The sequence below is a fragment of the Sulfitobacter sp. genome (assembly GCF_041552635.1).
GTDB lineage: Bacteria > Pseudomonadota > Alphaproteobacteria > Rhodobacterales > Rhodobacteraceae > Sulfitobacter.
The window spans coordinates 43008-54029 of record NZ_JBFEKM010000004.1 but is presented as its reverse complement, the minus strand read 5'-3'; the positions used below and the strand labels follow the sequence as shown (position 1 = coordinate 54029).

The following is an 11022-nucleotide window of genomic DNA, read 5'->3' as shown; positions in this document are numbered from 1 at the left end:
GCGGGGAGCGCCTCGCTCAGCGCTTCGGGGTTGTCCGATCCGAAGGGCGCGCTGTCGATCACCAGATGGTGGTGGCCTGTCAGGTCCTTTTCGACACCGGCGGGGGCCACGCCCATGCCCCGCAGCCCGAATTGCACGGTGACCGGCGACGATACGGTCGCCCCGTCCGCCGGAGCGATAATATATTGCACCGCGTCAGGGTTCGACGGCGTCGGGCCACCCGCGTAAACCGGCAAAGCAAGGGATGTCAAAAGAGCAGCAGTTGTTAACAGATGTTTCATTGTGATCCTCCTTCAAGAGACACTTGATGATAGCACAGTTTTACAGTCTTCAAGCGGCCTTGCTATTCTGTGCGCCCATTCGCGCAGCGCTTGCGCATCAGTGGCAGTCTGTCAGAATACGCGACGTGCCAGTTCTTGATCCGGATCCCCCTCATGCCGATTTGCGTTTTTGATATTTATGCCGATGGGACGACCTCGGTTCCAACCGACATCAATCTGACGGGTCCGGGGGCGTACCGTTGGTGGCATTTCGACCTGACGGACGAGATGCTGGAACCATGGGTGCGTAAACACCTGCATGAAATTCCTGCCGGATCGCTGATCCAGAAACAAACCCGCCCGCGCTGTGACAAATTTTCAGGCGGGCTGATCCTGAACCTACGCGGGATTAATATGAACGTGGGCCAAGACGCGGATGAAATGGTGTCGGTGCGGATGTTTGTTGAAAACGATCTGCTGATCACCGTGCGCCGCAAAAAGGTATTTGCAATCGACGCGATCCGCCAATTGGCCGAAGCGCAAAATGCCCCCCCCAGCCCTGCCGAGTTCCTTGAGGATCTGGTAAGCCGTTTGACCCTGAGGGTGCAGGAACATGTCGCGAGCATTGATGAGCAGGCCGAATTCTTTGAGATTGATCTAGAGGACAAAGAAACCCCGATGCCGCATGAACTGCCCGAAATCCGGCGCAGTGTGATCCGGCTGCGGCGCTATCTTGATCCGCAACGCGCCGCCCTTAGTAAACTTGCCGCATTGGATATGCCGCTGATCCCACCAGAAAGCCAGCTTGAGCTGCACGAACAGGCCAACAGCGCACTGATCGCGGTCGAGGAGCTGGACGAACTGCGCGAGCGTCTTGTGTCGGTGCAAGAAGAACATGACGCCAATGTCGCGCAACGACAGGCGCGCCACGGCTATGTCCTGTCTGTCGCGGCGGCAATTTTCCTGCCGCTTGGGTTTATCACCGGATTGTTTGGCGTGAATGTCGGCGGGATGCCGGGTACCGACCACCCTTGGGCTTTTGCATTGCTGTGTCTGGGGATGACCGCCCTGGCTGTGCTGATGTTTGCGGTGCTCAGATGGGTGCGCTGGATCTAAAAGGCTGCGATTCTTGATACTGTTTCAATGTTTCTCTGCCGCGAACGATCCATGCAATGACCTTGGGACTGTCCCACCTCTGCCGTGATCCTGCCTGAATTGGCCCCCATACCAATCGTCGAAGCAGATGATTGAAAAGGGGATGGCAATGGACCGCCTAACAGAAATGGAAGCATTCGCCACCGTCGTGGATCAGGGTGGTTTTACCGATGCCGCCAAAAAGATGGGCATCTCGAAGTCCGCCGTATCAAAACACGTGTCGTCGCTCGAGGCGCGCCTTGGGGCCCGCCTGTTGAACCGGACGACCCGCCGGGTCAGCCCGACAGAAATCGGCCTTGCCTATTATGACCGCGCCCGCCGTGTGTTGAATGATGCCGGTGAAGCCGACGCACTGGTCACGTCGATGCAATCTGCCCCGTCCGGTTTGCTGCGCATCTCGGTTGCAACGGATTTCGGGGTTAATCATCTGTCCCCCGCCTTGTCCGGCTTTCTGGAAGAATTCCCCGACATCACTGTGAATATGGTGCTGAACAACCGCTATGTCGAACTGATCAGCGAAGGCTTTGATATGGCCGTCCGCATTGGAGAGTTGGAAGACAGCACCCTGCGGGCCCGCAAGCTGACCGAAACCACAAAACGCATGATCGCCAGCCCCGGATATTTTGAGAAATACGGTCGGCCTGAAAAGATCGACGATCTGAATGACCACAAACTGCTGCATTACTCGAACCAATCCAGCGGTAACATGTGGAAACTGACGTCGCCCTCGGGTGAAAAGCGTCAGGTACGCACGGCAGGCTGGCTGTCAGTCAATGACGGGCAATCCTTGCTGAACGCCGCTGTCTCGGGTCTTGGCATCGCCTACCTGCCCAGCTTTCTCTATGCCGACGCAATGGAGAAAGGCTTGGTCGAAGACGCCATCCCCGATCTGCCGCTCGAAACCCAAGGGATTTACGCAGTTTACCCTCCAGGCCGCTTTACGCAGCCAAAAGTACGCGCCTTTATTGATTTCCTGGTCCATGCCTTTGCCGACAAAGGCCCGATCGACTGGTAACCCCTGAATACTGCCTCACCTACCCTCGGTGAACTGGATCGAACGCTTTCGATCTCCCCCGCGACCTGCACAGGTGGTGGGGGCTTCTTTTTTTGAGCGGCGAGACCATAGATATCAGGCTTTGGCAAGGCGGCAGGGCCGCAACCAAGGACGCAAGCTTGGACCGCTACTCCGGAACCGGCAGCAGAACCGCTTCGACACGGCGGTTGGTCTCGCGGCCTTGGGCCGTGAGGTTGCTGGCAATCGGGGATAGATAGCCCATGCCTTGCGCGTCAAGCCGGTTCGCGTCGACACCGTAGGCGTCGATCAGGCGTTGCCGCACAGATGCTGCGCGGTTGCGCGACAAGGCGATATTATCGTCTAAACCACCGACCGTATCCGTATGCCCCACAAGAACAACGCGCAAATCCGGTTCACGCGCCAGAAACGCCGCGAGGCTGTCCAACGCGGGAAAGGTTGCCGTGCCTAAGCCGGCTGTACCTGTTTCAAAATCAAGCGACGACAGCACCACATGGCCGGTATTCATCAATGTCGCGGCAAATGCGTCAGTCTGCGCGGGTTCAGAAGCCTGTGGTTCTACAGCCCCGTCGGGCGGCATTGCATCCTGACCCAAGGATTGTGCCTGAATGATCTGCACATAGGCTGATGTCGCCGCCGTGCTGGCCAAAATCGTTACCACATGTTCGGGGGCCTCAACCGGTCCCAGCACCGCTGTGACAAATTGATAGTTTCGAATGTTCACATACATGTTCGGGGCCGGCAGTACCTCGGTTGCAAAGCGGAAATCAAAGCCGCCACAGGCTGGCGCATTGCAATCCAAAACGATGGTGTATCCCGCCGCCTCAAGCTGGGTGCGCAGCGGGCGCACCACCTGAAGGGGCGTCACCCCGGGGGCATCCAGCCGCCACACCGCACGATCGACGCTGCCCTCGATGGGGATGGTTTCCACCGTATCAGCGGCAAACACCCCGACAGGTGCGGCATAGCTGTCGGGGCCGGTGTTGCGTTCAACCGTTTGCCGCGCAGAGGGTGGCAAGGACAGATCAACCGCCCCGGCGGCCCCGGCGCAGACCAGCCAGAAGAACCCCGCGCGCCAGATCATCTGGCTTGTGCGTGATAGCCGTCGTTGGGCTTCATGTTGGTGGCGCTTGCCACGCGATTGGTCATGTTAAAGAACGCCGCAACCGATGCGATGTCGAAAATATCGCGGTCCGTGAACCCGACATCACGCAATGCCTGACGGTCGGCTTCGGTGGTTTTGGCGCTGGCAACTGTCAGGTTTTCGGAAAATTGCAGCATCGCGGTTTGCCGCGCATCCAGATCGGCCACGCGCCAGTTCATCACCATCTGTTCGCCCAAAATCGGATTACCCGAAAGCTGCCGCACTGCCGCGCCATGCGCCGTCAGGCAATAATAGCATTTGTTGATCGACGACACGACAACCGCGATCATCTCGCGCTCGAGCTTGGACAGGTTGGACGCGCCCAGCATCAGATCATTGTACATCGCGGTAAAGCCGTTCAGCTTGTCGATATCGAACGCATAGGCCTGCAAGACATTCGGGATCATCCCCAGCTTGTCCTGACAGACGTCAAAATATTTCTGCGTCGCTTCGGGCAGCGGGTCGACCATTGGCAGGTCAAGGGAAGTTGGGGCGTCGTTGGCCATCTTAAGGGTCCTTTTATTCAGGCGATTGGCGGTAATGATAGCCGCCGACATGGGCAAAGCCCAGCCCCTCATAAAGCCGGTTCGCAGGCTCGTTCGCCTTTGTGCAAAGAACAGCGATATGGGTCGCGCCATGGGCCTGCGCCCATAGGGCCGCGCGGCGCATCATCCATTTTCCGACACCCATGCCGCGCTGGTGCTCCAACACTTCGACCGCATGAACCATGCAGATACCGTCATGGATCGCCGCAAACGCCACACCGCCGGGTTTTTCATTCCAACGTGACAGGATCGCGGTTTTCTGCGCGGCGCGGTGCATCACCTTGATGCGGTCAGGACCGATACCACCTTGCGCCCAAACATCCAGCATTATGGCAAGCGGCTCCCAAATCTCGAATGCCGTGACGGGGGGGATCGGCACATCGGTCAGTTGATCGACAGGCAGTACATACAAGTTCACCGGATCGACAACGCTATACCCACGATCCGCCAGCGCTTGATCCAACGCATCGTCACCGTCGCGCAGCATAAACAGCGGGGTCTGCCCCATGGCGCGCATTTCTGCCTCGGCCACAGCGATATCCGCATCAGGTGCCGCGAGCGACGCTGCCGAGACACGTTTGCCGCCGCCCTGCCCATCGCGCAAGGTCCACCCCTGTTGCGTCCAGCGCCGCGCGGCGGGCCATGTCTGGTCAATTGCTTCGTAAAGGCGGGGCAGGTCGGGGGTCACTGGAATGCCTTTTCTATCTTCTGGGCCGCGACATCAATTTCGGTCTGCTCATTGCCGCGGATCACAATATGCGCGCCGTATTTCCCGTCTTTCTGGAACGGATAGGATCCGATTGACAGGGCGGGGTGATCCTTGGCCACCTGCCCCAACGGGCCTGCGATATCGCCTTCGCCGCGTTCAATCCGCAAGGTGGCGCTGATCAGCGGTGCGCCCCCTGTCAGGGTGGGCAGAACGCTGGCGACCATCGCTTCGAACACCGCTGGTACACCCGCCATGACGTGAACGTTCTCAAGCTTGAAACCGGGGGCTGCCGACACCGGATTATCAATCAGCGCCGCATCTTCGGGGATGCGGGCCATGCGCAGGCGCGCTTCGTTCAGTTCGGTCTTGGACTTGGCATAATGCGCGGCCAGAATGGCACGCGCATCGTCGCGCACGTCGATAGATTTGTTGAACGCAGCCGCAATGCAATCGGCGGTGATATCGTCATGGGTTGGCCCGATTCCACCGCTGGTAAAGACGCTGTCATATGCCCGGGAAAGCGACTGAACCGCGGCGATGATGGTGCCGTGTTCATCGCCGACCACGCGGACTTCTTTCAGGTCGATACCCACGCTGGTCAATTGGCCCGCAAGATGGTGCATGTTGCTGTCGCGCGTGCGCCCGGACAGGATTTCATCGCCGATCACGATCATTGCGGCTGTGGGGTTTGTCATTGGCCTGTCTCCTTGAGGGCAGTTTGATTGAGGTATAGGTCACACCCCATGCGCTTTCAAACTGAACTTGTCCCCGCCCGCCTGATCCGCCGCTACAAACGGTTTCTGGCGGATTGCACGCTGGACGATGGCCGCGAGGTGACAGCCCATTGCGCCAACCCCGGATCCATGATGGGTCTGGCTGAACCGGGCATGAAGATCTGGCTGGAACCCAATGACGACCCCAAACGCAAGCTGAACTATGGCTGGCGGCTGGTTGACCACGAAAACGGGCATTTCACCGGCGTCGATACCGCCCTGCCCAACCGTGCGGTCAAAGCCGCACTTGAAGGCCGCGAGGTCCACGCGCTGACAGATTACGGCACCGTGCGGCCCGAAGTGAAATACGGTGAAAACTCGCGGATCGATTTCTTGCTGACCGAACCCGGCCTGCCCGATGCCTATGTCGAAGTGAAATCAGCCACCCTGTCGCGCCGCCCAGGTCTGGTGGAATTCCCCGACAGCGTCACCGCACGCGGGGCCAAACATCTGGGCGAACTGGCGCAAATGGCGCGCAACGGGCACCGCGCCGTCCTGCTGTATCTCGTGCAGCGCACCGATTGCACCGCGTTTGCGGTGGCAGCCGATCTTGACCCGACCTATGCGACAGCCTTTGCAGATGCGCGTGCGGCGGGTCTGGAAACCTTGGTCATCGGTACCCATATCACGCCCCAAGGGGTTACCTTGGCCAACAGCATGCCACTAATCGGCCAAGCTGCACTGGCCCTTAGGACCAACCCGCGCTAGACAGAGAAAAAACCATGACGGAGATACCGGTGATGAATGAACACCGAGGACGCCAGACCAAAGATGGCATTCGCATTTACGACCCATCTGATTTTGCCGGCATGCATGCCGCAGGCAAGCTTGCTGCGCAGATCCTTGATGATATCGCCGCACATGTTTTTGTCGGTCAAACGACGGGGGCCATCGACGGCCTGATTACCCAGATGGTCGAAGACGCAGGTGCCAAATCAGCGACGATCGGGTACAAAGGTTATCAGCACGCCAGCTGTATTTCGATCAACCATGTGGTCTGCCACGGCATCCCCAGCGATAAGAAACTGAAAGACGGCGACATCCTGAACATCGATGTCACGGTGATTGTGGACGGCTGGTTTGGCGATACATCACGCATGTATGTCGCTGGAAAATTGCCGCGCAAGGCCGAACGCCTGATCGACATCACTCATGACGCATTGATGCTGGGGATCGAGGCCGTGAAGCCCGGCAACACCTTTGGCGACATCGGCCACGCGATCCAAAGCTTTGTTGAAGGTCACCGGATGAGCGTCGTCACCGATTTCTGTGGTCACGGGCTGGGCCGCGTATTCCACGCGCCGCCAAATGTGCTGCACTATGGCCGTCCCGGCACAGGTGCCGTTCTGGAACCGGGCATGTTTTTTACCATCGAACCGATGGTCAATCTGGGCCGCGCTGAAACCAAGGTGCTTGCAGATGACTGGACGGCCGTGACCCGCGACAAATCGCTATCCGCGCAGTTTGAACATTCCATCGGCGTGACCGAAACAGGGTTTGAAATCTTCACGCTTTCGCCCGCAGGCACGTTCCACCCGACCTATTCCAAGGACTAGGCTTTGCGTTTGGCCATCTTAAGTTCAACCACCGCCCAGACCACGCTGCCTGCATAGGCAAAGCAGCACAGCACCAGCGTGGCCCAGGGAAAGCTGACCAGACAGGCCACAAAGCCGGTGAAGAAGATCAGGAAATAGGTCACGTTGCTGCGTGAAAAGCTGACGGATTTGAACGACCACGTGGGAATTCGGCTGACCATAACCCAGCCGACCAGCACGATGTAAAGGCACGCCAAGAAATCAGGCATCGCAACATTGGCACCAAACGCATAGGGCAAATAGATCGGCAGCATCACCAGCATCGCACCGGCAGGCGATGGCACACCGGTAAAATAGCCGCCATCGTCCAGTGTTGTCTTGGTGCGCGAATCCACGTTGAACCGGGCCAGACGCATGACGCAGCAGATCGCGAATACCAGCACGGCCAACCAGCCCGCGCGGTAGAAGTCCTGCAACCCCCAGAAATAGACCACCAGCGGTGGGGCGACGCCAAAGTTGACGAAATCAGCAAGGCTATCCAGTTCGGCACCAATCTTGCTGTCGCTGCCCAGATAGCGCGCGGCGCGCCCGTCCATGCCGTCCAGAATACTGGCCAGCGTAATCAAGAAAACCGCGAGCGCAAAATTTCCTTCGGCAGCAAAGCGGATCGCGGAAATCCCCGCACAAATCGCCGCAATGGTCAGCATGTTGGGGATCAACTGCATCAGCGAAAATTCGACCTTGGTCTTTTCGACCGGTGCTGGGGTTTGGTCTGCCATTTACGACAGCTCTGCCAGAACGGTTTCGCCGGCGACCATGGTCTGGCCGATGCTGACGCGCGGGGTCACACCTTCGGGCAGATATACGTCAACGCGCGACCCGAACCGGATCAGGCCAAAGCGCTGGCCAGCTTGGGTCATCGCCCCTGCGCGCGTGAAACATACGATGCGCCGCGCAACAAGGCCGGCAATCTGCACCACGGCAATATCACGCCCGTCGTCCATCTGGATGCGCAGGCTGTTGCGTTCATTGTCAACGCTGGCTTTGTCCAACGATGCATTCAGGAACTTGCCGGGCCGGTAAGCAATCGCCGTAATTTCGCCAGCAACGGGGGCACGGTTCACATGGCAGTTGAACACGTTCATGAACACGCTGACGCGGGTCAGCGGCGTATCCGCCATCCCCAGTTCAGCCGGAGGAACGGCAGGTTCGATCAGCGACACGATGCCGTCGGCAGGGCTGATCACCAGATTGTCGCCTTTGGGTGTGACCCGTTCAGGGTCACGGAAAAAGTAATAGCACCAGACCGTGGCACCGACGCCGATCCAGCCCAGAAAATCCGCCAGCAGGAACAAGACCAGTGTGATCGCAGCAAAGATCGCCACAAACTTGCGCCCCTCGGGGTGCATTGGTTTGATAAAGGTACTCGTCATGCTCAGGCTCATGGGGCGTCTTTCTTTAAAATGTTGCTATAGCACATAGGCCGTGTCGTGGCGGAATGCAAAGCCACAACGTCAGGCGTTCACGTTACGCGCAAAAGCGTGATCCATGTATCGCCGTATTTGCGTTTATCAATTCGGGTAAATCCGTCAGGCGGGTCCATTGCGGCGTTTTCCTCCCAAACGATCATCGTGTCGGGGGTCAGCCAACCGCCTGCAAGGGCCTTGGTCAGCGCCAATTGCCCCATTCCTTTGCCATAGGGCGGGTCAACAAAGACCAAATCAAAGGGCGCAGCGATCCAATCCCCCAGCGTGGTGGCATCGCTGCGCATCAGAGTGGTTTCCGCCTCTGCGCGCAGCTTTTTGATATTTTCGTCGATCAGCTTTTGCGCCACGCGCCCGTTTTCGACAAACACCACCTGACGCGCACCGCGCGACAGCGCCTCAAGGCCCAATGCGCCAGTGCCTGCGAACAGGTCCAGAACACGTGCGCCGTTGATGACGTTATGCGACGCCAGCATCGAAAACAGGCTTTCGCGCACGCGGTCGGATGTCGGGCGCAAATGCGCGTCGACATCGCCTTTGCCAACCTCGGCCAAATGCGTGCCGCGTGATTTCCCCGCGATGATCCTCATACTTTCAGCAAAGCCTTGAGGTCCGTTTCAGGGTTCTCGATCAATTCGGGCGCAGGGGATTTCCCCGCCTCGATCAGGCGCCGCCCGATCATGAAGCCGCGCGGATCATTCATGGCATCTACGGCCAACAGTTCGGCCCCTTTGTAGTACCAAAAGGCGATGGACGTATCATCGGTCCGGCGGGTGATGACGCGGTCATAGCCGGTGTTCAAACCAGCAATCTGCAATTTCACATCATACTGATCCGACCAGAACCACGGCTTGGCGGCATATGATTTATTTGCGCCCATGATATTTTCCGCGACACATTCGGCCTGATCAATCGCGTTTGGCACTGATTCCAACCGAATGCGCGTGTCGCGGTATGGGAACGACGTGCAGTCGCCCGCAGCCCAGACATGCGGCGCTGATGTCCGGCCATGGCTGTCAGTCTTGATGCCATTGTCGATCTCTATTCCCGCCGCTTGGGCAAGGTCGGTGGCAGGGCCGATACCCACACCGACGATGACAAAATCAACAGGCAGCTCTGACCCGTCCGAAAGGCGCGCGGCGGTGACATGGGTATCGCCGATCAGATGCTCAAGGCCTATGCCTTCGCGGATATCCACCCCGTGCGATTTATGCAGGTCGCGAAAAAAATCCGAGGTTTGCGGGGCGGCAACACGCTGCAAAATACGATCGCCCATCTCGACCAAGGTGACGTTCAACCCCAGCTTGGCCGCGACCGAAGCGGCCTCAAGCCCGATATAGCCCCCGCCGACGATCAGCACCCGCGCGCCCTTGGTAAAGCGTGGGGCCATCGCGTCAACATCGGCCAGATCACGCACCACATGCACACCGCCCAGCGCGCCGCCAATGCTGGCGGGCAAGCGGCGCGGGACCGATCCGGTGGTCAGCACCAGATCGTCATAGGCAATATCGTCGCCGTTCACGCGAATGGTCTGGCTGGCCGTGTCGATGCTGTCGACATGGGTGCCAAGCATCAGATCAATGTCCAACTCGCTATAGAAACTTTCGGGGCGCAGAAACAGCCGCTCAAGGGTCATGTCGCCCAACAGATAGGCCTTGGACAACGGCGGGCGTTGATAGGGCGGCACGGGTTCAGCACCGATCAGTGTCACCTTACCCTCGAAACCCGAATTGCGCAGCTTGGCGACGCAAGACGACCCCGCCTGACCTGCCCCTATCACAACGATATGCCCCATCTGCACCCCTTTTGAAAAAACCGGTTTCCTGCCCGCGACCAAAGACTATATCCATGCAAGAGACAAACGCAATGACATGAAAGGTCACGCAAATGACGATTTCCCAAGGTGATACGCTGCCAGACGCCACGCTGATGCAGATGGGTGCCGATGGCCCTGCGCCAGTGCAAATGGCGGACAAGCTGAAAGGTCGCAAAGTCGTGATCTTTGCCGTGCCCGGCGCGTTTACCCCAACCTGCCATTCCGCGCATGTGCCCAGCTTTATCCGCACCAAAGATCAGTTTGACGCAAAAGGCGTGGACGAAGTCATCTGCGTGTCCGTCAACGACCCTTTCGTGATGCAGGCATGGGGCGACGCGACAGGTGCTTCTGCTGCGGGAATCACCATGCTGGCCGATGGCAACAGTGCATTCACCAAGGCCATCGGCATGGATTTCACCGCTGAACCCGTTGGCCTGATGGCGCGGTCCAAGCGCTATGCGATGCTGGTTGATGACGGCAAGGTCACGCTGTTTCAAGCCGAAGAAAACCCCGGCGTGTGCGACCTGTCCGGCGGCGAGGCGTTGCTCGATAACATGTGATCGGCCTT

At 58.6% G+C, this 11022-nt stretch carries 14 protein-coding genes; 5 read left to right on the top strand and 9 right to left on the bottom strand.

Annotated elements, in window-relative coordinates; genetic code table 11:
- Window positions 1-281, bottom strand: a 281-nt coding sequence (locus ABYT07_RS01150; RefSeq protein ID WP_372988769.1) for a DUF4399 domain-containing protein, incomplete at its 3' end; no start/stop codon positions are given.
- A 153-nt stretch (window positions 282-434) separates the two neighbouring features.
- On the opposite strand from ABYT07_RS01150, the gene ABYT07_RS01145 reads away from it, so the two are divergent.
- Entirely contained in the window at window positions 435-1376 is a 942-nt protein-coding gene (locus ABYT07_RS01145) for a zinc transporter ZntB (protein WP_372988767.1), read from the top strand.
- A gap of 148 nt (window positions 1377-1524) precedes the next feature.
- A complete protein-coding gene (locus tag ABYT07_RS01140; protein WP_372988766.1) occupies window positions 1525-2430 on the top strand; it encodes a LysR family transcriptional regulator in 906 nt (301 codons plus the stop codon).
- Window positions 2431-2596: 166 nt separating this feature from the next.
- Here the strand turns inward: ABYT07_RS01140 and ABYT07_RS01135 are convergent, their stop codons facing one another.
- The 4 genes from ABYT07_RS01135 to ABYT07_RS01120 are packed head-to-tail and all read right to left on the bottom strand — an operon-like array spanning window position 2597 to window position 5541.
- A complete protein-coding gene (locus tag ABYT07_RS01135) occupies window positions 2597-3532 on the bottom strand; it encodes an OmpA family protein (protein WP_372988765.1) in 936 nt (311 codons plus the stop codon).
- Window positions 3529-4098, bottom strand: a complete 570-nt coding sequence (locus ABYT07_RS01130) for a peroxidase-related enzyme (RefSeq protein WP_372988764.1) — start codon at window positions 4096-4098, stop codon at window positions 3529-3531. The genes ABYT07_RS01135 and ABYT07_RS01130 overlap by 4 nt, the downstream gene beginning before the upstream one ends.
- A 13-nt stretch (window positions 4099-4111) precedes the next feature.
- Window positions 4112-4825, bottom strand: a complete 714-nt coding sequence (locus ABYT07_RS01125; protein WP_372988763.1) for a GNAT family N-acetyltransferase — start codon at window positions 4823-4825, stop codon at window positions 4112-4114.
- The gene (locus ABYT07_RS01120; RefSeq protein ID WP_372988762.1) at window positions 4822-5541 is read right to left on the bottom strand and encodes a competence/damage-inducible protein A; all 720 of its coding nucleotides are present in this window, start codon (window positions 5539-5541) and stop codon (window positions 4822-4824) included. The genes ABYT07_RS01125 and ABYT07_RS01120 overlap by 4 nt, the downstream gene beginning before the upstream one ends.
- 48 nt (window positions 5542-5589) lie before the next feature.
- Here ABYT07_RS01120 and sfsA point away from each other — a divergent pair, with 48 nt between their 5' ends.
- Together sfsA and map are read left to right on the top strand one after the other, a co-directional pair.
- Window positions 5590-6327 (top strand): DNA/RNA nuclease SfsA, encoded by a 738-nt coding sequence (gene sfsA / locus ABYT07_RS01115; protein WP_372988761.1) that lies wholly within the window; start codon window positions 5590-5592, stop codon window positions 6325-6327.
- A gap of 32 nt (window positions 6328-6359) precedes the next feature.
- Window positions 6360-7175 (top strand): type I methionyl aminopeptidase, encoded by an 816-nt coding sequence (gene map / locus ABYT07_RS01110; RefSeq protein WP_372988775.1) that lies wholly within the window; start codon window positions 6360-6362, stop codon window positions 7173-7175.
- Here the strand turns inward: map and pssA are convergent.
- From pssA to ABYT07_RS01090, 4 genes are all read right to left on the bottom strand, one after another.
- Complete coding sequence (gene pssA, locus ABYT07_RS01105) at window positions 7172-7933, bottom strand: CDP-diacylglycerol--serine O-phosphatidyltransferase (protein ID WP_372988760.1); 762 nt, start codon at window positions 7931-7933, stop codon at window positions 7172-7174. The two genes, map and pssA, sit on opposite strands and share 4 nt — an antisense overlap.
- A complete protein-coding gene (locus tag ABYT07_RS01100) occupies window positions 7934-8593 on the bottom strand; it encodes a phosphatidylserine decarboxylase (protein WP_372988774.1) in 660 nt (219 codons plus the stop codon). It lies immediately after the preceding gene.
- 83 nt (window positions 8594-8676) lie between these two features.
- Window positions 8677-9228, bottom strand: coding sequence for a 16S rRNA (guanine(966)-N(2))-methyltransferase RsmD (gene rsmD / locus ABYT07_RS01095; RefSeq protein WP_372988759.1), 552 nt, complete (start codon window positions 9226-9228; stop codon window positions 8677-8679).
- The gene (locus ABYT07_RS01090) at window positions 9225-10433 is read right to left on the bottom strand and encodes an NAD(P)/FAD-dependent oxidoreductase (RefSeq protein ID WP_372988758.1); all 1209 of its coding nucleotides are present in this window, start codon (window positions 10431-10433) and stop codon (window positions 9225-9227) included. Before ABYT07_RS01090 ends, rsmD begins: the two co-directional genes overlap by 4 nt.
- Window positions 10434-10525: 92 nt before the next feature.
- On the opposite strand from ABYT07_RS01090, the gene ABYT07_RS01085 reads away from it, so the two are divergent.
- Entirely contained in the window at window positions 10526-11014 is a 489-nt protein-coding gene (locus ABYT07_RS01085; protein WP_372988756.1) for a peroxiredoxin, read from the top strand.
- The last annotated feature ends 8 nt before the right edge of the window (window positions 11015-11022 follow it).

Bases quoted from the DNA above. Each gene is read 5' to 3' on its own strand.
- ABYT07_RS01145 (WP_372988767.1), top strand. From the start codon at position 435: ATGCCGATTTGCGTTTTTGATATTTATGCCGATGGGACGACCTCGGTT.
- ABYT07_RS01140 (WP_372988766.1), top strand. From the start codon at position 1,525: ATGGACCGCCTAACAGAAATGGAAGCATTCGCCACCGTCGTGGATCAG.
- ABYT07_RS01135 (WP_372988765.1), bottom strand. From the start codon at position 3,532: ATGATCTGGCGCGCGGGGTTCTTCTGGCTGGTCTGCGCCGGGGCCGCC.
- ABYT07_RS01130 (WP_372988764.1), bottom strand. From the start codon at position 4,098: ATGGCCAACGACGCCCCAACTTCCCTTGACCTGCCAATGGTCGACCCG.
- ABYT07_RS01120 (WP_372988762.1), bottom strand. From the start codon at position 5,541: ATGACAAACCCCACAGCCGCAATGATCGTGATCGGCGATGAAATCCTG.
- sfsA (WP_372988761.1), top strand. From the start codon at position 5,590: ATGCGCTTTCAAACTGAACTTGTCCCCGCCCGCCTGATCCGCCGCTAC.
- map (WP_372988775.1), top strand. From the start codon at position 6,360: ATGAATGAACACCGAGGACGCCAGACCAAAGATGGCATTCGCATTTAC.
- pssA (WP_372988760.1), bottom strand. From the start codon at position 7,933: ATGGCAGACCAAACCCCAGCACCGGTCGAAAAGACCAAGGTCGAATTT.
- rsmD (WP_372988759.1), bottom strand. From the start codon at position 9,228: ATGAGGATCATCGCGGGGAAATCACGCGGCACGCATTTGGCCGAGGTT.
- ABYT07_RS01090 (WP_372988758.1), bottom strand. From the start codon at position 10,433: ATGGGGCATATCGTTGTGATAGGGGCAGGTCAGGCGGGGTCGTCTTGC.
- ABYT07_RS01085 (WP_372988756.1), top strand. From the start codon at position 10,526: ATGACGATTTCCCAAGGTGATACGCTGCCAGACGCCACGCTGATGCAG.